Annotated in this window: 24 protein-coding genes; 13 read left to right on the top strand and 11 right to left on the bottom strand. The window is 40.7% G+C overall.

Annotated features, from left to right (window positions below):
• Positions 1–2: 2 nt before the first annotated feature.
• The 10 genes from kdsC (at position 3) to mgtE (ending at position 7,422) form a co-directional block, all read left to right on the top strand.
• Positions 3–554 carry a 3-deoxy-manno-octulosonate-8-phosphatase KdsC gene (gene kdsC, locus NH454_RS16325; RefSeq protein ID WP_135923435.1) on the top strand — a complete coding sequence of 184 codons (552 nt, stop codon included), beginning with the start codon at positions 3–5 and terminating at the stop codon, positions 552–554.
• Positions 551–1,105 (top strand): LPS export ABC transporter periplasmic protein LptC, encoded by a 555-nt coding sequence (gene lptC / locus NH454_RS16320; RefSeq protein ID WP_135923434.1) that lies wholly within the window; start codon positions 551–553, stop codon positions 1,103–1,105. Before kdsC ends, lptC begins: the two co-directional genes overlap by 4 nt.
• Entirely contained in the window at positions 1,095–1,616 is a 522-nt protein-coding gene (gene lptA / locus NH454_RS16315; protein WP_135923433.1) for a lipopolysaccharide transport periplasmic protein LptA, read from the top strand. The genes lptC and lptA overlap by 11 nt, the downstream gene beginning before the upstream one ends.
• Positions 1,613–2,338 carry an LPS export ABC transporter ATP-binding protein gene (lptB, locus tag NH454_RS16310; RefSeq protein ID WP_135923432.1) on the top strand — a complete coding sequence of 242 codons (726 nt, stop codon included), beginning with the start codon at positions 1,613–1,615 and terminating at the stop codon, positions 2,336–2,338. The genes lptA and lptB overlap by 4 nt, the downstream gene beginning before the upstream one ends.
• 117 nt (positions 2,339–2,455) lie before the next feature.
• Positions 2,456–3,952, top strand: coding sequence for an RNA polymerase factor sigma-54 (locus NH454_RS16305; RefSeq protein WP_135923431.1), 1,497 nt, complete (start codon positions 2,456–2,458; stop codon positions 3,950–3,952).
• A 26-nt stretch (positions 3,953–3,978) separates the two neighbouring features.
• The gene (gene hpf / locus NH454_RS16300; RefSeq protein ID WP_135923430.1) at positions 3,979–4,266 is read left to right on the top strand and encodes a ribosome hibernation promoting factor; all 288 of its coding nucleotides are present in this window, start codon (positions 3,979–3,981) and stop codon (positions 4,264–4,266) included.
• Between the two features lie 3 nt (positions 4,267–4,269).
• On the top strand, positions 4,270–4,722 hold the full coding sequence (gene ptsN, locus NH454_RS16295; RefSeq protein WP_135923429.1) for a PTS IIA-like nitrogen regulatory protein PtsN: 453 nt from the start codon (positions 4,270–4,272) through the stop codon (positions 4,720–4,722).
• Positions 4,723–5,568 (top strand): RNase adapter RapZ, encoded by an 846-nt coding sequence (gene rapZ, locus NH454_RS16290; RefSeq protein ID WP_135923428.1) that lies wholly within the window; start codon positions 4,723–4,725, stop codon positions 5,566–5,568. It abuts the gene before it with no gap.
• A gap of 11 nt (positions 5,569–5,579) precedes the next feature.
• Positions 5,580–5,852, top strand: a complete 273-nt coding sequence (locus tag NH454_RS16285; RefSeq protein WP_135923427.1) for an HPr family phosphocarrier protein — start codon at positions 5,580–5,582, stop codon at positions 5,850–5,852.
• A gap of 211 nt (positions 5,853–6,063) precedes the next feature.
• Entirely contained in the window at positions 6,064–7,422 is a 1,359-nt protein-coding gene (mgtE, locus tag NH454_RS16280) for a magnesium transporter (RefSeq protein ID WP_135923426.1), read from the top strand.
• 35 nt (positions 7,423–7,457) lie between these two features.
• On the opposite strand, the gene NH454_RS16275 is transcribed toward mgtE, so the two are convergent.
• Positions 7,458–9,635, bottom strand: coding sequence for a YgiQ family radical SAM protein (locus NH454_RS16275; protein WP_135923425.1), 2,178 nt, complete (start codon positions 9,633–9,635; stop codon positions 7,458–7,460).
• A gap of 121 nt (positions 9,636–9,756) precedes the next feature.
• Complete coding sequence (locus NH454_RS16270) at positions 9,757–11,952, bottom strand: EAL domain-containing protein (RefSeq protein WP_199526669.1); 2,196 nt, start codon at positions 11,950–11,952, stop codon at positions 9,757–9,759.
• Between the two features lie 233 nt (positions 11,953–12,185).
• Here NH454_RS16270 and NH454_RS16265 point away from each other — a divergent pair, with 233 nt between their 5' ends.
• Positions 12,186–12,722: an SRPBCC family protein gene (locus tag NH454_RS16265; RefSeq protein WP_135923423.1), complete on the top strand. Its 537-nt coding sequence runs from the start codon at positions 12,186–12,188 to the stop codon at positions 12,720–12,722.
• Positions 12,691–13,578 (top strand): TIGR03899 family protein, encoded by an 888-nt coding sequence (locus NH454_RS16260; RefSeq protein WP_253039661.1) that lies wholly within the window; start codon positions 12,691–12,693, stop codon positions 13,576–13,578. Before NH454_RS16265 ends, NH454_RS16260 begins: the two co-directional genes overlap by 32 nt.
• A 31-nt stretch (positions 13,579–13,609) precedes the next feature.
• Here NH454_RS16260 and NH454_RS16255 read toward each other — a convergent pair whose 3' ends face one another.
• From NH454_RS16255 to dusA, 7 genes are all read right to left on the bottom strand, one after another.
• Positions 13,610–14,377, bottom strand: a complete 768-nt coding sequence (locus tag NH454_RS16255) for a TIGR04219 family outer membrane beta-barrel protein (RefSeq protein ID WP_135926227.1) — start codon at positions 14,375–14,377, stop codon at positions 13,610–13,612.
• A gap of 4 nt (positions 14,378–14,381) precedes the next feature.
• Positions 14,382–15,368: a DUF2333 family protein gene (locus tag NH454_RS16250; protein ID WP_135923421.1), complete on the bottom strand. Its 987-nt coding sequence runs from the start codon at positions 15,366–15,368 to the stop codon at positions 14,382–14,384.
• Between the two features lie 8 nt (positions 15,369–15,376).
• A complete protein-coding gene (locus NH454_RS16245) occupies positions 15,377–15,883 on the bottom strand; it encodes a copper chaperone PCu(A)C (protein ID WP_253039660.1) in 507 nt (168 codons plus the stop codon).
• Between the two features lie 80 nt (positions 15,884–15,963).
• Positions 15,964–16,290 (bottom strand): hypothetical protein, encoded by a 327-nt coding sequence (locus tag NH454_RS16240; RefSeq protein ID WP_135923419.1) that lies wholly within the window; start codon positions 16,288–16,290, stop codon positions 15,964–15,966.
• A 9-nt stretch (positions 16,291–16,299) separates the two neighbouring features.
• Positions 16,300–16,506, bottom strand: a complete 207-nt coding sequence (locus NH454_RS16235) for a PspC domain-containing protein (RefSeq protein ID WP_135923418.1) — start codon at positions 16,504–16,506, stop codon at positions 16,300–16,302.
• Between the two features lie 10 nt (positions 16,507–16,516).
• The gene (locus NH454_RS16230) at positions 16,517–17,191 is read right to left on the bottom strand and encodes a PspA/IM30 family protein (RefSeq protein ID WP_135923417.1); all 675 of its coding nucleotides are present in this window, start codon (positions 17,189–17,191) and stop codon (positions 16,517–16,519) included.
• Positions 17,192–17,427: 236 nt separating this feature from the next.
• Complete coding sequence (dusA, locus tag NH454_RS16225; RefSeq protein ID WP_290442629.1) at positions 17,428–18,405, bottom strand: tRNA dihydrouridine(20/20a) synthase DusA; 978 nt, start codon at positions 18,403–18,405, stop codon at positions 17,428–17,430.
• A gap of 144 nt (positions 18,406–18,549) precedes the next feature.
• On the opposite strand from dusA, the gene NH454_RS16220 reads away from it, so the two are divergent.
• Positions 18,550–19,620, top strand: a complete 1,071-nt coding sequence (locus NH454_RS16220; RefSeq protein WP_138558043.1) for a site-specific integrase — start codon at positions 18,550–18,552, stop codon at positions 19,618–19,620.
• Positions 19,621–19,638: 18 nt separating this feature from the next.
• On the opposite strand, the gene NH454_RS16215 is transcribed toward NH454_RS16220, so the two are convergent.
• Both NH454_RS16215 and NH454_RS16210 read right to left on the bottom strand, forming a co-directional pair.
• Positions 19,639–19,980: a hypothetical protein gene (locus NH454_RS16215; RefSeq protein ID WP_138558044.1), complete on the bottom strand. Its 342-nt coding sequence runs from the start codon at positions 19,978–19,980 to the stop codon at positions 19,639–19,641.
• A gap of 39 nt (positions 19,981–20,019) precedes the next feature.
• Positions 20,020–20,409 carry a hypothetical protein gene (locus NH454_RS16210; RefSeq protein ID WP_138558045.1) on the bottom strand — a complete coding sequence of 130 codons (390 nt, stop codon included), beginning with the start codon at positions 20,407–20,409 and terminating at the stop codon, positions 20,020–20,022.
• Between the last annotated feature and the right edge of the window lie 21 nt (positions 20,410–20,430).

The raw sequence follows: 20,430 nt of genomic DNA, 5'->3' as shown, positions 1-20,430 counted from the left end.
TAATGACATTCGCCGAGCTATACCAGCCCCTTAGTCCTGATGTAAGTCAGCGTGCTCAAAAAGTTAAGTTACTAATATGTGATATTGATGGCGTTTTTTCTGATGGCCGAATTTATCTTGGAAATCAGGGCGAAGAGCTTAAAGCATTTAATACCAAAGATGGCTTTGGCATCAAAGCACTCATTAATAGTGGCTTTGAAGTTGCCGTTATTACCGGGCGCCATTCACAAATAGTTCAGCAGCGAATGACTAGCCTAACCGTACAGCATATTTATCAAGGCCAAGAAACAAAGCTGATTGCATACCAAGAGTTAAAAGATAAACTTGGCCTAGAAGATGAGCAAATAGCGTACATTGGTGACGATGGCCCTGATTTGCCTGTAATGGAAAAAGTAGGCTTTGCGGTAGCAGTCAATGATGCGCACCCATTGATAAAAAAACTGGCTCACTATACGACCATGCTACCGGGTGGCTTTGGCGCTGTACGTGAATTAACAGATTTACTGATGTTAGAAAACGGTAAGCCGTTAACTAGCGATGGAACCAGCGCATGAATATAGCCCGTATTTTACTGAGTATTGTTTTTGTTTGTTGCATGGTGTGGTTGTGGTATCCGTACTTTAACCAAACAACAAACACAATAAATAGTGAAGACGAGATTATTGCAACTCCCGATTATACGGCCGTTGCACTAAAGCAAACCGCTTATGATGAGCAAGGCAAGATTAGCCATAAAGTGGCCGCTGCGAAAATGGAGCTTTATCAGCAGCTTGGGTTTACCTTTTTTGAGCAACCTATTTTTACACTTTATGGCGACCAGCAAATTTGGCAAGTAAAAGCTAAAGAAGCCACCTTATATGAAAACGATCAGCTTATTTTTGAAGGCGATGTTGTTGCTAAAAACTTAACCCATAATGGCATGATCGAAGATATTAAAGCTGAAAACATTAACGTTGATATAGAACAAATGACCATGTTTTCGAAGCAACCTGTGACGCTAACAGGACCAAATTTAAAAATTACCGGTAAAGGCCTAAAAGCTAATTTAAAAACCGAGATTGTAGAGTTAACTAACCATACACGAACCATATACTATGACCAATAAACTGAAGAAATTACTCCTGATCCCAAGCTTATTGATTGCCTTTTCAGGCGTAGCTGCCGAGCAGACAGGCGCACAAATTAGCATAAGCTCAGATCGTCAAACTGGTAAGCTAAAAGATGGCGTTGGTATATTTGAAGGCAATGTCGAAATTATACATGGTAACCGCCGGATCACAGCCGAACGTCTTGAAGCCCATGGTGGTGATACAGAAGGTACTGTTGAGTTAATTATCGCCACAGGTAAGCCTGCTTATTTTGAAGAAAAGCAAGCAGATGGCACGGTAATGAGCGCCAGTGCAGAAGAAGTTCGCTACGACGTAGCCAAGCGCTTCTTAACTTTAAATGGCGAAGCCGAAGTAACTCAAGCAGGCCAAAAAGTAACAGCGAAAAGTATTACTTATGATATGGCACAACAACTAATTAGCGCAGAAAAAGACGAAAACTCAACAGACCGTGTACACACAATCTTAGTGCCTGTTGACAACAAACAAGACGATAAAGGCCAACCATGAGCACATTAAAAGCAGAGCTTTTAGCAAAAAGCTATAAAGGCCGCCAAGTTGTCAAAAATGTGGGTCTTGAGGTTGAAGCGGGCAGTATCGTTGGTTTGCTTGGCCCAAATGGCGCAGGCAAAACCACCACTTTCTATATGATTGTTGGCTTAGTACCTAGCGATAAAGGCAAGATCAGCATTGATGATAATGATATTACACTTTTGCCAATGCATAGCCGTGCACGTTTAGGGATTGGTTACCTACCACAAGAGTCATCTATTTTTAGAAAGTTAACGGTTTATCAAAACCTAATGGCTATTTTAGAAACGCGTAAAGATTTAAATAAACAAGGCCGAGAAGAAACACTCAACAACTTACTTGATGAATTTAGTATTCAGCATATTCGTGATAGTCAAGGTATGGCCTTATCTGGGGGCGAGCGTCGTCGCGTAGAAATTGCTCGGGCATTAGCCGCAAACCCTAAATTTATCTTGTTAGATGAGCCTTTTGCTGGTGTTGATCCTATTTCAGTGTTAGATATAAAGAAAATTATTGAACACTTAAAAAATCGTGGTATTGGTGTATTAATCACTGACCATAATGTTAGAGAAACCCTTGATGTTTGTGAAAAAGCCTACATTGTTTCTCATGGGGAGCTAATTGCATCAGGAACACCTGAGCATGTTTTAGCTGACCAAACCGTACGCGATGTGTATCTAGGTGAGCAATTCAGGCTATAACCAATAAGCCACCATCTAGCGCATCTGCTAAACTAAATAACAATGACAATAAATCGATATATATTTACCTGTGACTGCACAGGTGTCGATAACACATAAAAGGATTGTTAGGGATACATGAGGCAATCATTACAGCTGCGCATGGGCCAGCAACTTACAATGACTCCACAACTGCAACAAGCAATTCGCTTGCTGCAGCTTAGTACATTGGATCTCCAGCAAGAAATTCAAGAAGCACTTGATAGTAACCCTCTGCTTGAAGTGGAAGAAGCAGATTACAACGATGAAAACATTGGTAAGAACGAGCAAAAAGCTGAATCTGATGATACTCAGCTAAGTGCATCGGCCGAAGAAGCGCCGAGTGAGTACGAACAAGAAAGCAGCGATGCCCTTAACAAAGACACCGTAAGTGACGATTTAGCCATGGATGTGACATGGGATGAGTACATGAGTGCTGCCCCATCAACATCATCAGGTCCAATGCCAGAAGATGAGTCAATTTATCAGGGTGCATCGACTGAAACCCTCCATGAATACCTTATGTGGCAATTACAACTCACGCCATTTAGCCCAACCGATGAAGCGATCGCTGTCGCCATCGTAGAGGCAATTGATGACTCAGGTATTTTAACTGTTAGCTGCGAAGACATAGTCGAAAGTTTTAATCAAAATAATGATGAAGAAGAAATCGAACTAGATGAAGTCGAAGCGGTCTTAAAGAGAATACAGTTGTTTGATCCAGTAGGGATTGGTGCCCGTAGCTTACAAGAGTGCTTATGTATCCAGCTTCGCCAATTCGATGCGAGTACGCCGTATTTAGCTGAAACTAAAATGGTTTTATCTGAGCATATTGAATTATTAGCAAGTCGCGACTATCGCACTTTGATGAAAAAGACTAAGCTTAAAGAAAGCGAACTAAAAGAAGTAATGACGCTGATCCACAGCTTAAACCCTAAGCCAGCAGACAGCATAGTTCGCGAAGAGTCTGAGTACGTTATACCCGATGTATCGGTTAAAAAAGTTAAAGGTCGTTGGGTCGTTGAACTAAACCCAGATTGTATGCCAAAAATTAGAGTGAATAGCCAATATGCAGCTATGTCACGCTCAGTAAAATCGAGCAGCGATAGCCAGTTTATTCGCTCTCATTTACAAGAAGCTAAATGGTTTATTAAAAGCTTAGAGAGCCGTAACGATACACTTTTAAAAGTGACCAATTGTATCGTACAGCAACAACAAGCATTTTTTGAACATGGCCCAGAAGCCATGAAACCAATGGTGCTGAACGATGTCGCAGAAATGGTCGAAATGCATGAATCGACAATTTCACGTGTTACAACACAAAAATACATGCACACCCCTCGCGGGATTTTTGAGTTGAAATATTTCTTCTCAAGCCATGTCAGCACAGAAAACGGTGGTGAGTGTTCATCAACAGCAATTCGCGCTTTGATCAAAAAGCTTATCGCTGCAGAAAACTCAGCTAAGCCATTGAGTGATAGTAAAATTGCAGATATATTGGCTGAGCAAGGAATTAAAGTAGCTAGACGCACAATTGCAAAATATCGAGAGTCTCTAGCGATACCTCCGTCTAATCAGCGTAAGAGTTTGATTTAGACGTTTTACATAGAAGGAAAATGCTTATGCAACTAAATTTAACTGGTCGTCATGTAGAAATCACTGATTCATTAAGAGACTATGTAAACAGCAAGTTTGCAAAACTAGAAAGGCATTTTGACCACATTAATAATGTACATGTCATTCTAGATGTAGAAAAATTAAGCCAAAAAGCAGAAGCAACTTTACATGTAAATGGAGGCGAGCTCTTTGCCTCAACTGCACACCAAGATATGTATGCAGCCATTGACTCGCTAATCGACAAACTAGATCGTCAAGTCATTAAACACAAAGAGAAATTAGCTCGACACTAAATTATGAAACTTAGTTCACTTACTAACCAGGACTGCAGCAAAGCTGCGGTCCTTTTTAATAGCAAAAAAAGAATCCTTGAATATATCAGCGAGCTGGCTCACCAGCAGCTTCCTCATTTATCTCAACAAGACGTCCTTGATGCCTTACTCAATAGAGAAAAATTAGGCAGTACAGGTATTGGTCGTGGCATTGCTATTCCACATGGCCGCATGAGTGGTGCAGAGCAACCACAGGCATTTGTCATAGTGAGTGAATCCCCAATCAATTTTGACGCAATTGATAACCGACCTGTGGATATTTTCGTTGCACTCATCGTACCAGATGGAGACAGCCAACTTCACCTAAAGACCTTATCGACAATTGCTGATAGACTAAAAGATAAAGAGTTTTGTAAACAGTTACGTAGCGCTAAAACAGACCACGAACTGTTTCAGGTCATATCAGCAGAGGCATAAATGGAATTAATTATCATCAGCGGTCGCTCAGGCTCAGGTAAATCGGTCGCTTTACGTGTACTTGAAGACTTGGGTTACTACTGTGTTGATAATATCCCAGTCAACTTATTACCTTCGCTTGTTCGTAGCGTTTCAGACAACTATGACAAAATAGCAGTCAGCATAGATGTGCGTAACTTACCGAAAGAGCAGCAAGAGTTTAATGATATTCTTGAATACCTGCCAGGTTTCGCAAACCCAACACTGTTCTATTTAGACAGTGATGACCAAACTCTGATCAAACGCTTTTCTGAAACGCGACGCTTACATCCTCTATCGATTGACTCGCTGCCACTCGATTTAGCAATTAAGCAAGAAAGAGTATTACTGGATGTACTGATCACGCGCGCTGATTTTATGATTGATACCACCGACCTGAGTGTTCATCAGTTAGCTGAATCAATTCGTGAAAAGATCTTAGGTAAAAAAGATAAAAAGCTGATTATCACCTTTATGTCGTTTGGCTTTAAACATGGTATTCCAAAAGAAGCCGATTACGTATTTGATGCACGTTTTTTACCAAATCCACACTGGGAGCCAGACCTAAAGCCACTCACAGGCTTAGATCAACCAGTAAAAGATTACCTTGCAAGTCATAGCATAGTGCAAAAATTTACATGGCAAATTCAAACATTTGTGCAAACATGGTTGCCTCACCTTGAGCGTAACAATCGCAGCTATCTTACCATCGCAATTGGCTGTACTGGCGGGCAACATCGCTCGGTATATTTAGCGCAGACCATTGGTGATAGCTTTTCAAAAACGCATGCGAACGTAAAAATCCGCCATCGCGAGCAAGATATTTAATTGGATGCCAGATGCACGCAGAAGACACGTTTTTAATTCAAAATAAGCTTGGCTTGCACGCACGAGCAGCCACTGTTTTAGCACAACTTGCTTTGCAATTTGATGCTAAAATTATGCTTTATCAAGACGATAAAGAAGCTGAAGGTGATAGTGTTTTAGCCTTAATGCTACTTGAAAGTAGCCAAGGTAAAGAAGTGCGTGTGGTATGTGAAGGCCCAGATGCAGAGGCTGCACTGAACGCAATTGGAGAATTAATTGCACAACGCTTTCATGAACAAGAATAGCGTTTGCTAAGGCTTAACCGTTTAAGTTAAACTTAGTTCAGGTATTTATAATTCTCTTTAAATATCCTACTTTTATATCGTTCACACCTTAAAAATACAAAGCACTTAATAATTTTATCGCAGTGTGAAGATATCCTGCAAATACACCACTTAGCAACTATGCTGTATTTGCAGAATCTTTATTAATCTATTTTCAGTTGTAAGGACGCCAATGCCAGAAGCCTTTGAACAAGACTACCCACTACAACAACTTAAACAAGTGACCAAGTCACTCAATAGTGGACAATTTGTTCAGGTGCGAGGCATGCTCGCTAAAACAGCTCCGTGTGATACCGCTTTATTATTAGAGTCATCTCCCCATAAAATTCGTCGCATGCTATGGCAGTTGGTAGACCCAGATGTGCGTGGTGATGTTTTAGAAGAACTCTCTGAAGACGTACGTTTAGGTATTATTGCTCAGATGGAGCCTGAGCACATTGCTGCTGCAACCGAAGACATGGACGACGATGACTTAGGTGAAGTTCTTCGTAGCCTTCCTGACACCGTTTATCAAGACGTAGTCAGTGCAATGGACTCGCAAGATAGAGAAAGGGCAACTCAGGCACTGTCGTACCAAGAGCGTTCAGCCGGTGCCCTGATGAACAGCGATACGGTAACAATCCGTCCAGATGTTACCTTAGATGTAGTCCTGCGCTATTTACGCTTGCGTGGTGAACTACCAGAAGGTACGGATGACTTATACGTTGTTGATAAACATAACTGCTTTTTAGGCGCGCTTTCGTTAACCACATTACTGACCAACTCATCGGATAAAATTGTTCGTGATTTAATGGATGAAGAGTGTGAGTCAATCCTAATCTCAATGGATGAAAGTGATGTAGCGCAATTGTTCGAGCGTCATAACTGGATTTCAGCCCCTGTTGTTGATGATAACGCTCACTTGCTTGGTCGTATTACCATCGATGATATCGTTGACGTCATCCGTGAAGATGCTGAGCACAGCATGTTAAGCCTTGCTGGTCTTGACGACGAAGAAGATACCTTTGCGCCAGTACTCAAAAGTTCGCAGCGTCGCTCTATTTGGCTGGGAGTTAACTTATTAACCGCATTGCTAGCAGCAATTGTGGCAAGCTTTTTTGAAAACACCTTAGCAATCTTGCCTATTTTGGCGGTACTAAATGGTATCGTACCTTCAATGGGTGGTGTTGCAGGTAGCCAAACATTAACACTGGTTATTCGTGGTATAGCGGTTGGCCATATCAACCAAACAAACCAACGCTTCTTATTACTTAAGGAACTGGCGATAGGCGCACTGAATGGCGTTATTTGGTCGATATTGATTGCTGGTGTGGTTGCCCTATGGCAATGGGACTTTAAGCTCGGTGCGGTCTTAGCGTTTGCGATGTTTATGAATCTTGTTGCCGCTGGTATCGCGGGTGCGAGTATTCCGTTAATTCTTAAGAAAATGAAAATTGACCCAGCCCTAGCAGGCAGTGTGGTACTGACAACCGTCACCGATATTGTTGGTATTTTTGCCTTTTTAGGCACTGCAACCTGGTTATTGATCTAATATAAAAACGGCCCTTTAAGGGCCATTTATATCTTTTACTTTGCGCGCTGCTTATTTTTACCTACTCTAGGTTTGGTATTGGCCTTTTTAAACTGGCTAAAACCAGTGTGGCGTGTAAGTGCCGCACGGCCTTTACCACCTTTACTATTTGCCGCTTTCTCGTTGCGACTCTCTTCAGGCACCAAACAGTTTGGCCCTTTCCCGATTAGATTCGCTTTGCCCATTTTTCTAAGAGCTTCTCGGATCATCGGCCAGCCGGCAGGATCATGATAGCGTAAAATAGCTTTATGCAAGCGACGCTGACGTGCCCCTTTTGGCACAGGCACTTGTTCAGTATTGTTTTTAATATTACGTAACGAGTTCATCTCGGTATGATAAATTGTCGTTGCGTTGGCCATTGGCGACGGGTAAAAATTTTGTACCTGATCAAGCTTAAAGTCATTGGCCTTTAACCATAGCGCCATGTTAACCATGTCTTCGTCTTTCGTTCCTGGGTGTGCAGAAATAAAATACGGGATCAAATACTGTTTTTTACCGGCTTCTTTTGAGTATTTATCAAATAGCTCTTTAAATTTATCGTAAGCACCCATGCCCGGCTTCATCATCTTAGATAATGGGCCATCCTCAGTATGCTCAGGGGCAATTTTTAAGTAGCCGCCTACGTGATGAGTAACCAGCTCTTTTACATAGCGTGGATCTTCTACTGCTAAGTCATAGCGTACGCCTGACGCAATCAAGATTTTCTTCACGCCTTTCACATCACGGGCTTTTTTATAAAGCTCAATCGTTGGGGTGTGATCGGTGTCCATATGCTTACAGATATCAGGATAAACACATGATAAACGTCGGCACGTGCTCTCGGCCTTTTTGCTCTTACAGCGCAATTTATACATATTCGCTGTTGGGCCACCTAAGTCAGAAATTACCCCTGTGAAGCCCGGTACTTTGTCACGAATTTGCTCAATTTCATCAATAATTGATTGCTCTGAACGGCTTTGAATAATGCGTCCTTCATGTTCTGTAATCGAACAAAAAGAACAACCACCAAAGCACCCGCGCATAATGTTCACCGAGGTTTTAATCATTTCATAGGCAGGAATTTTTTCATCGCCATAGCTTGGATGTGGAATACGCTGATATGGCAAACCAAATACGCCATCCATTTCTTCAGTTTCAAGCGGAAATGCAGGCGGGTTCACCCAAATCGAACGGTCGCCATGGCGTTGAAACAAGGCACGTGCACAACCTGGGTTTGTTTCTTGGTGCAAAATACGCGACGCATGGGCATAAAGCGGTTTATTTACACTCACTTGCTCATACGCTGGTAACTTAACGTAGGTCTTTTCCCATGGCTTAGGACGCGCAGGCTGAATAGTGATTGGCTTGGCAGCCTCTGCGCTTAAATCAATACCCGCTTGTTTAAACTCAGATTTACTACAACCGACATCATCTGCACCATACGGGTTTGGAATTGGATCAATCTTACCGATTTTATCGATAGCCGTAGAGTCACTGCCACGCCAGCCCGGCAAAGGCTCTTTTCGAATAACCGCGGTACCACGAATATCTTGAATGGTATCAACCGACTCACCACCAGCAATTCGGTGTGCAACTTCAACAAGCGGACGCTCGGCATTACCGTAAATTAGAATGTCTGCTTTGGCATCAAACAAAACACTTCGGCGTACTTTTTCTTGCCAGTAATCATAGTGCGCAATACGACGTAAACTCGCCTCAATACCACCAATAATTAACGGCACATCTTTATAAGCTTCACGACAGCGTTGGCTATACACAACCACAGCACGATCAGGACGTTTACCACCTATGTTACCCGGCGTGTATGCATCATCATGGCGCATACGCTTTTCAGCAGTATAGCGGTTGATCATCGAGTCCATATTGCCCGCAGTCACACCAAAAAATAAGTTAGGCTTACCTAACGCCATAAAGGCATCTTTTGAGTTCCAATCAGGCTGAGCAATAATACCAACGCGAAACCCCTGAGACTCAAGCATTCGGCCAATTACAGCCATACCAAAACTTGGGTGATCAACATAGGCATCGCCACTGACGATAATCACATCGCAACTATCCCAGCCTAATGCATCCATTTCTGCACGGGTGGTTGGTAAAAATGGCGCCGTGCCATAGCATTCAGCCCAATACTTAGGGTAAGAAAACAGGCCTCGCTCGGCTTTTAATGCGCTCATAAAGTGTACTCTGCTAACAAAAGGGGCGAATTATAACCCACTCTTATAGATTATTATAGAAAACAAAACGCCCTTCACATTGAAGGGCGCTGCAAGTAACTAGGATCAAGAGCTAAGCTAATTAATGTTTGGCTTGTAAATATGTGATTAACTCGTTCTCAGGCATAGGCTTAGCGTACATAAATCCTTGTACTTCATCACAACCAAGCTCAAGTAAATAATCAGCTTGTGCTTGTGTTTCAACTCCCTCTGCAATTGTTTTTAGACCTAATCTTGCACCCAAAGAAATAATTAACGCAGCGATAGCCTCACACCCCTTACCTGGTAGATCTTTTATAAATGCTCTGTCGATTTTGAGTCTATCTAACGGCAGTTTTTGCAAATAACTCAACGATGAGAAGCCTGTACCAAAGTCATCAATCGCAATTTCAATGCCAAATGCTTTTAACTCCTCAAGAGTGGTAATAACATTGCTCAGCTCGTCCATTACCACACTTTCGGTTACTTCAAGCTCTATAAACTGTGGCTTAACTTCATATTTTATTAGAGTGTCTTTAACCTGCTGCGCATAACCTTTCACTTTAAACTGTGGCACTGAAACGTTTACAGCAACACTAATGTTAAAGCCAAGCTGTTCAAGACGCTTTTGTTGTAAACATGCTTGTTCTAGTACCCACTGCCCTATTTCAACAATTAAACCTGCGTCTTCAGCCAAGGGAACAAATATAGCCGGGGAAATATATTGGCCATTCCCTGACGGCCAACGTAGCAATGCTTCACAGCCAATGATCTCTAATGTATTCAAATCTAGTTGCGGCTGGAACCACACTTCAAGTTTACGTTGTTCAAAGTCTTGACGAAGCTGCCTAATAATCCCTAAGCGCCATGCCATCTGCTCTTCCATTTCTGGAGTATACGTGACGACCATTTCAGAGGAATTCTTTTTAGCTTGGTTCAAAGCTATATATGCCAATTTTAGTGTTTCAATACCCGCTTTCTGAAAGTCACCTTGAAGGCACAAGCCAATCTTAAAATTGATAGGTAAAATATGTTCGCCAGCAGTAAAAGGTAAACTAAGATGTTCGCGTAACTGCTCAAGGTCATAACGCTGTTTTGGTAATATCAAACCAAACACATCAGCACCTATTCGAGAAAGAAGCTCGGCTTTTGGATACTCTTGTTGCAGCCTTTCAACAATAGCATTTAAAAGCAAATTACCAATTTCTTGCCCTAAACCATTATTGATATCAGAGAAATGGGCAACATCAATCAATAAAAAAACATAGTCTGTTTTACCGGGCTGATAAAAGCGCTCTACTTTGTTGATAAAATCATTACGATTAGGAAGACCTGTTAAAATATCTTTATACGCTGCATCACATAAACGGTTAAACAAGCGCACATTATCAAGACCAACACTTACATTGGTTAAAAAGATCTCGGCAAATTGTAACTGCGACGGGCTTGGCGTTTGATTAGTTTCTAAGTAAATCGCGGCTTGGCGATTTTTACTTTTTAGTAGATAGGTACTGTCAAGCTCAGTATGTTGATGCTCACCTTGTGCTAAGCAGTTTTTCACTTGTAAAATGATACGACCATTATCAAGCTGCTCAATTCGCTGACCAATTACATCGTTGTATTCAGCGCCACCGCCCAAAACAAAAACCCGATCGTCATCTTCAATCGAACCACACAGTAAGCCGTGAGGCTCACAATCTAAAATAAACGAAAGCTGCTTTAATACAGCCATGGTAAAAGCTTTGATATCGGTAAAGCCTAAAATAGCCTTCGAGGCGAGTAGAATATTGTTCAATGCGCGGCTTTGAAATTCGAGCTGGCAAACTTGTTCATAAGAACGGATAGCTGTTACCAGTGAAGTAATCAATTTACTACGAGTCAGCTCAGTTTTAGTTTTGTAATCATTAATATCGTACTCGCGGATTACTTTTTCTTCAGGGGCATACCCTGGCTGACCAGTACGAAGAATAATACGAATATTATGATTTTTTAGGCATTCTCTGACCTGCTTCACAACTTGTAAGCCAGCATCATCTGACTCCATCACAACATCAAGTAAAATAACGGAAATAGAATGGTCTTTTTTAAGTAATTCGAGCGCTTCTGCACCAGAGTAGGCATGATGGAATCGCAAGCCTTTATCCCAAAACTCAACCCCAGATAAAGCTAGCTTAGTGACAGAATGTATTTCAGGATCATCATCGACTATTAATACATCCCAAAAATCAGATACAGTTTCTTCGAGAAGCTGCTCATCATCTTGGTCGTTAAATAAAAAGTCATTACTGTCTGATGTCATTAATAATTCCTTAAAGTGAACACCGTAAAACTGTATCGATGGTGACTCTCCACTTTACAACGATGCATAAAAATTCTATCACTTATTCGACTGTGGTACATTAGTGATAACATATACAGTCGTATCAAAAAGATTATAGCCTAAGATACGTATAATGTTATGAAAGATATAAAACTATTGCCTGAGGTGAGATTATTAAATTATTCTTTGTGAGTTTAAAAGCATTATTTGTTATGACACTCATCGCGCTTGTGGTGGGTTTAATGCTTTCTCAACAATACACTGTTGATAAGTCGATAAGAATATCAGCAAGCGCCGAAGAAATCGCAGGTTTGGTTAGTGATTTTAACCAATGGCCTGAGTGGCAACCTTGGCAAGCAGTTGACCCAAGTATTGAATTTATAATTGCAGAGCCAAGCCAAGGCGTTGGCGCTCATCAGTTTTGGCAAAGTCGCTTTGGCAAAGGCGAGATGACCATTACCCAACTAAATAAAAATGCAATGATGTTTAATATTTTGTTTAACCAAGAGCACATTGCAAAAGGCGAGATACGTTTTTCAAATGCAGCAGATGGCGTTGAGGTTAGATGCACATTACAAGGTGAAGTCAACACTCCCATTATTGGCGGCTACCTCGCTTTATTAAGCCAATATATACTTAATAACTCGGTTAAGTTGGCTTTGAACAATATAAAAACCTATGCGCAGTTAGCAACAACAGAAAAGGCAATTGCTACCGATGACAGTCAAAGCGGCTCAAGCGAGAATTAATCTTGCTAACATAATCGAAAACCAGCTTGGATACCCTATCCATAAAACATCGTCTGTAAAAATCAATCAAACAAACGATGAACAATACTCGCCGCAAGGACAACAACAGCTACCCTATCAAGTAAAAGCTGAAGCAACATTACTCGACAGAGCCCATACACGCCAACAAATCCAATTAATAAAGCGCCAAGAAAATATCGAAACCATTATGGCAATGGCGATGGCGTTTTGCCCCGATGTAACTGGCCAACAACGACCCGATTTCGATTGGATAGAGCGCTTTATTAGCTTATGCGAAGATACTGCAAATACTGCAATGCAAAAACTGTGGGCAAAAATATTGGCAGGTGAAACTGTTGCTCCAGGTACATTTTCAATCAAAAGCTTACAAACGCTTAAATTTATGACTCAGCGTGAAGCCGATGCATTACAGCGCTGCACCTCGCTGTGTGGATTTAACGAAAAAGACCACAGTCACTTAATTCTCTTGGGCTTTTACAAAAAGCCGTCGCTTTTTGATTTATTAAGAAAAGGCAATAAAGTGTCATTTAACTTGGGCAAAACCCCGGTTAGTTTTCCTGACATTTTGACTTTAATGGATATTAACTTGTTGTATCGAAAAGAAATTGAATCAGCAGTTTTAAAAGCGGGTCAAGAGTTAGCCCTTAGTTTTATGAATCAGCGCCTTGTATTAAAAGCTAAAAGTAATGATTTGGTGCTTAGTTACTATAAGTTTACTCAAACTGGTGATGAGCTTAAAAAACTCATTAGTACACCGATAAATAAAGCTTATAAATATATTTTATCAACATCCTTAGAAGATGAGTTTGACGTTAGCTGGCATGCTTTAAAATAGCCTGCCAGCTAATAATAGATTCACCATCTATTTAGAAGTGAATTTGAATACCTGCAAATGGCCCAGAAGCATCAATATCGGTGTAAATATCATCGATATCATCAAGCTCTAGCGTCATTGAACGATAGCCCGCTTTAATATCCATATCAATAGCAAGGTTATCAAGTAACGCATAAGCAATACCGGCTTGATAATCTTGAACCTTACTATCATCAATAGCCAGTAAGCTACCTTCAAAGAAAACACTCAAGCCAGTTAATGGTAAGCCAACTTCAGCACGGCCATACACTAATGGTACAAAGCCTGAAAAATCAACACGCTCAGTAGTGCTTGGTCCACCGTTTTGCGATGTACCCGTTACCGTAATCTCACCATCAAACTGTTTAGCATTGACACCTAAATCGATAGACACTAAATCGTTATCAAAAATCTCATAGTAAAGAATATAATCAACATGTGACAAATCACTTACCGTACCAACGGTTGTACCTACCACGTAGTTAGAATCGCCAAAGCTAAAGCTTTCATCAAGCATGGTTGAACCGTTTAATTCAAGCTCTGTGTACTTAAGTTTAATATTTGGTACAAGTGGTACTGGGTGCTCTAGTGCTGCGTAGTAGCTCGTAAACGTCTCATCATCAAATTTGAAGCTTTGTAGATTACCGTCTTGGGCAAAACTACCGCTGTTATCAGATTGCCAGCCATCAACACCAAGATATAAACCTAATAATGTGTCAGCTTGAGCTGTCGGAGCTAAACAGGCCATCGATAAGGCGGCCGCTAAACAGTACTTTTTCATCATTTTATCCTTGCGCTAAAAGTTCGCTAAGTTCAATTAGAGCCGCATTGGCTCGAGAAATATAATTCGCCATTACTAATGAATGATTGGCTACAAAGCCAAAACCACTACCATTTAATATCATTGGACTCCACACGGTTTCTTGTGTGGCCTCTAATTCACGAATAATCTGTTGCAGGCTAACACGCGCATTTTTCTTTTCTAAGACATCGGCAAAATCATATTCAACTGCCTGTAAAAAATGCAGCAATGCCCATGTTGCACCACGAGACTCATAAAACACATCATCAATTTGCCACCATGATGTTTTTACCTGATTCTGTAAAGGCGTATAGGTTGCTTGATGGGCTGCGGTATCACCGGCTAGATCTGTGTTTAAGCGTTCTTGGCCGACACTGGCACTTAAGCGTTGGCTTAAACTGCCTAGGCGTTTTTCAGCTTCTTTTAACCAACCACGTAGATTATCTGCACGGGCATAAAACTGGCTATCGCGATCATTTTGATCCGCAATTTGAGTTCGATATACAATCAGTAAATCAATGCCTTTTTGATATTCAGCTTCAGCACTTGGCCATGCCCATGCTACTGAACTTATATTAAATTGCGGCTGTGCTTTTTTCAGAGCCTCATGTTCGGTCGACTGTGATTGCGAACGACTAAAGTCTTTACGCATCGACAATACCAGGTCTCGAGTCATCTCAAGCGCCCCGTATTCCCATGCCGGCATATTATCCATCATCACACTTGGTGGCATAATATCATTTGATAAATAGCCACCCGGTTTATTTAACAATGTACTTGCAACATTAATGAGTGTTGACGTGGTTGTGTAACCAGTGACAAACTTTTCACCCCGTTGTTGGGCTTCTTGTTTTGCCTTGTTTACAACATCCATGCGATCTGGTTCACTACTCCAGTAAACCGCAATTGCATAGAAAATAATTAAAATGATAAGTAATGCGCTGGCTATTTTTCCTTTATGCTCAGACATGGTACCTCCTAGTGGTGTGAGTGTTGTTCACTCTTATTTGCAGCCTGTTCAGACATTTCTTGTAAAGACACAACCTTAGCTTGAGTAAAAACTCGGTTGCCGTTTTTAAAATATAGCGTGAGTTTACGCTCTTGCCCTGCTTTTAGTTCATCCTCTGGTTCAAAAACCATTAAATGATAACCGCCAGGTTTAAACTCCACCTGACTATGAGCGCTAATTTCCAGTGAAAGAACCTGTTGCATTTTCATCATGCCATCAACATGCGTATGCTGATGAATTTCAACGCGGCCTAAACCATCCAGTTCGGCTTTAGTAAGCACTGTGGCGTGATCGCTTGGATTGGTAATAGTAAGATAAGCAACTGTCGCTTTACTAGCGGGTAAGAATTCTCGAACTTGGGCGTCACTCACGGTAACTTCTGCAACCTTGCTGTGCTCATGACCGCTATGGGCAGATGTAAACGTACTAAATAATAAACTTGCAGTAAAAAAAGACAGTGCGGGTAACAACTTCATTATGTTTTAATCCTTGTTAAGACATCTACTTACCCGCTAAATTTAGCATACTTTGGCTATTAAGGCAGTTTATTCACAGCTTAAGCCACTGATTTTTTGTTATCGGCAACCAGCCAACACAACGCGGCGATTAACAATAACGGCCATGCAATTACAACTGAGCCAAATAAAAACGCAAGCACTACGCCAATCACAGCAACAACACCTGCGCCAATTAAGCCAATAGTAAATAAAGCAACCCCAGCCACAACGGCAATTACTGCGATGATAGCACCAAGCACTTCAAGCCCAGCCCAGCTCATATCTGCAATCGACAAAGGCAACTGCCATGTATCAAACGATACAAACGAAATTGTATCTGTGCACAGTAATAACATTGCTAAGATGATGATAGCTAACGTTTTCATAAAAGACTCCTAATAACCTTTAACTGGTAAAGTGCAATGAGCCACTAAATAACCCAAGCCTATTAACAACGGCATTTGAATAAGTAGTATGATCATGACTAAACGTGTAGACCATACCGGAAAGCCTAATCGTGCAGCTAAGCCACTACACACACCAGAGATCTTCTTGTTACTTAGATCTCGGTACCAACGTGTTGATGTATGATATGTATTCATCACTAAACTCCTAAGCAGATTGCTTCATACTTGCTTTTAAATCAGCAAGTTCTTTATCAATCGCGTCATTTTTCTCAAGCGCTGCAATTTGTGCTGCTGTTGAATTTGCCGCATCACTTTGCGTAAGTTCATATGCTTCAACCTGCGATTCAATATTTTCAACGCGTTGTTCTAAGTAGTCAAAACGCGCTAATGCATCTTCAACTTTACTGCTATGCAGCTGCTCTTTTACTTTTAAACGTGCTGTAACAACGCGCTCTTTTTGCATATAAGTCAGTTGCTTTGCTTTTGCATCTGCAAGCTTATTTTGTAAACGCTGACAATCTTCAGTGAGCTTTGCTAGTGACTCAGCCACTTTATTCATTTCAGCTTGTTGCGCTTCGATTTCTGTAGTTAAACGCTGTTTTTCAACTAATGCCGCTTTGGCAAGATCGTCACGATCTTTACTCAGTGCTTTTTCTGCCTTCGCTTGCCAGTCAGCTACTTTTGCTTGTTTAGCGGCAATTTCACGCTTCATTTGCTTTTCTTGCGTTAGAAACGTGGCTGCAGTTGCACGACACTCACTCAATGCATCCTGCATTTCTTGCACAAGTAAGTTCAGTAGCTTTTCAGGATCTTCTGCTTTGTCTAATGCAGCTGAAAGGTTTGCCTGAATAATGTCATTTACGCGATTTAATACACCCATGTGACTCTCCTGTTGATTATTGGGTTAATACATCAAGGAGATTCCAATTCTTGTGCCAACTACCACAAAAACAAAAATAACTATTTAAATACAATAAGTTGAGATTTAAAAATCAAGAATTAGACTGACTGGTGACTGAATGAAAAATAACTAATTTGACTAAAAAATTAACTTTTTCACCAAATTTTAGGATCAAAAAAAGCCACAAAATGTGGCTTTTTTAATGAGGGATATGATTAGGCTTCTGGGACAAAACTTAAGGCTTTATCCATAACAGATAAATCAGCCGCTTTACCATGTCCCTTTTCTGAAAGGTGACGTCTGAAACCACGCGCGCCAGGTTGGCCTTGGAAAATCCCCAACATGTGGCGAGCAATATGCCAAAAGTTAGCACCTTTGCTCATTTCATCTTCGATATAGTCATACATAGAGCGCACAACCTGATGACGAGTAAGCGTAAAGGCTTCATCACCATAAATGTTTTCATCAACCTCAGACAAAATAAACGGATTACTATACGCTTCACGACCAATCATAATGCCATCAACATACTCAAGGTGAGCCACACTATCAGCAATGGTTTTCACGCCACCATTTAAACTTAAGTGAAGTTGCGGATAATCTTTTTTCAACTGATAAACACGCGGGTAATCAAGTGGTGGGATCTCACGATTTTCTTTTGGGCTTAAACCATTTAACCATGCTTTACGGGCATGGATAATAAAGTCATCACAACCAACATCATGACTTGCTTCGATTAAGGCACATAAAAACTCATACGAGTCTTGCTCATCAATACCAATGCGCGTTTTAACTGTAACAGGAATAGTCACTTCGGCCTTCATTGCTGCAACACAGTCAGCAACCAGCTTCGGCTCTGCCATTAAACAAGCACCAAAACGACCATTTTGCACACGGTCAGAAGGACAACCAACATTAAGGTTAACCTCATCATAGCCACGCTCTGCCGCTAACTTTGCACACTTAGCCAACGCTTCTGGATCTGAGCCACCAAGCTGCAATGCCACAGGCCCTTCATGCTGGTTAAAATGAAGGTAGTCGCCTTTACCAAATAAAATAGCCCCTGTTGTCACCATCTCAGTGTAAAGCACAGCATGCTTAGTCATTTTACGGTGAAAAGTTCGACAGTGACGATCTGTCCAATCTAACATGGGTGCCACGCTAAACCGTCTAAACTCTGTATTACCTGCCATTACTGGGCTAGAGCCCTTATTTAGTGTGTTACTCATATAACTCGAATTGCCTTGAATTGCCTTGAATTGCCGCGAGTTTCGATATACAGTCACCCTATAGTCACCCCAGCGGGGTAGGACTGATCAATAACTTAGGGTTACTCAATGGCTTCTTACACTGTCGAAAAACGCCGTCTTGCTTCAGGCGAATACCGCTATAAATGCGTAGTTCGCGAGAAATCTAAGGGCAAGATTATACACAATGAAAGCAAAACATTCAGTAAAAGAGTGTTGGCTGAAAGTTGGGGCAAGAAACAAGTTAACGATATTGAGCAATCTAGGGTGACCGAAACAAAAGAAGCAGTTACCCTAGGCACCCTTTTAATGATGTATTACGAAAATCATGATCTTTGGAATACTACAGGCCGCACAAAACAGTTTGTGATAAAGATGCTGATTGATTGCGATATTGCAAAAGTAGAATCTAACGCACTTAAAGCCAGTGATTTAATCGAGCATTGTAAAAACCGCAGAAGTGCAGGAGCTGGACCAGCAACCATTTATCATGACATTGCCTATTTACGCAGTGTTATGAAAAAAGCGGGGCCAGTATGGAACATCGATGCTAACTATAAAATATTCGAAGATGCAGTGCCGGTATTAATTGAGATGGGCTTGGTTGGTAAAAGCCAAAAACGAACTAGGCGCCCTACTGAAAACGAATTAGATAAATTGCGTAAAGGTTTACAAGAACGCATGAATTTTAGGCCTAACGGCAAAGTAAGAATACCTTTTTTAGATATTTTAGATTTTAGTATTTTAACTTGTATGCGTATTGGCGAAGTGTGTAAGTTGCGCTGGGATGATCTAAACGAAGAACATAAAACTATTTTAGTTCGTGACAGAAAAGACCCACGTAAAAAAGAAGGCAATCACATGGTTGTGCCGTTACTTGCAGGCTCTTTTGATATAGTTCTTAAGCAACCTACAAGTGATGAATTAATCTTTCCTTACAACCCTAAGTCAGTTTCAGCTGGTTTTCAACGTGTACGGAATGCTTTGGGTATTGAGGATTTACGCTATCATGACCTGCGCCGTGAAGGTGCTAGCCGATTATTTGAAAAAGGCTATTCAATCGAAGAAGTAGCCCAGGTTACAGGCCACCGTAATTTAAATATTTTGTGGCAAGTTTATACACAACTATTTCCGCATAATCTGCACGACAAGTTTACTTAATTTTTTATACTTATAAGGTTATAAACTTTCAAATGCGACCTTAACCTTACTTAAAAGTGTATCATGATCTTTACCTACTAAATACACTAAACCTTGTCCTTGATAACGCATAAGCTCTAAAACATTATCTGAACTGTAATGACACCAATAGAGCTTACCTTTAACCAACTCACTCGAAGGTATCGTAGGTTTGTTGCCTTTAAACATCACCTTAATATCATCTATAACTAGAGTTAAAGCTTTGTATTGGAATAAGCCATTACCTTGATAGAGCATTAAGTTTAACTCACTGTGAATACTATAAGAACACCAATATTTTCTATTCGGTATGAGATTACTAACTCCCAATAAACTTTTCATAGATCTTTCCTAGCAAAATGAATCAACAAATTAACTCATTTAAAGTTGATTTTTTATTACTTTATTTAAATCACTACATCGCTCAGCATCTACTTTTATCAAAAATTTTTCTAAGTATTTTTGAGCTCCACTTACTGTGTTTAAAGATTGTGCTTTAATTACATTCTTTGAAGTAAGTATGTTTAAAGTTCCGCTTTGATGTTTCTCTGCTACCAGCTCTGTTACCTTGTGATAGCGTTGGTATTGAAGTACAGAATCTTTATAATATCCTTTGTACTTGAGGCTTACTACTTTTGGGTTTACTCGTTGTACAGCAGCACAGGCTAAATTAGCCATCGAAAAATCAATTAATTTAGTATCTTGTTGTTTGGGTAATGCAGCGCAAATAGTCGGTATAATTAAAAAGGAGATTAGTACTTTTTTCGTCATTTAACTTCCTTATTTTCATAT

The organism is Pseudoalteromonas sp. Ps84H-4, assembly GCF_024124645.1.
GTDB classification, from domain to species: Bacteria; Pseudomonadota; Gammaproteobacteria; order Enterobacterales; family Alteromonadaceae; genus Pseudoalteromonas; species Pseudoalteromonas lipolytica_C.
The sequence above is the reverse complement of the archived record's forward strand: the minus strand, read 5'-3'. Positions and strand labels throughout refer to the sequence as shown.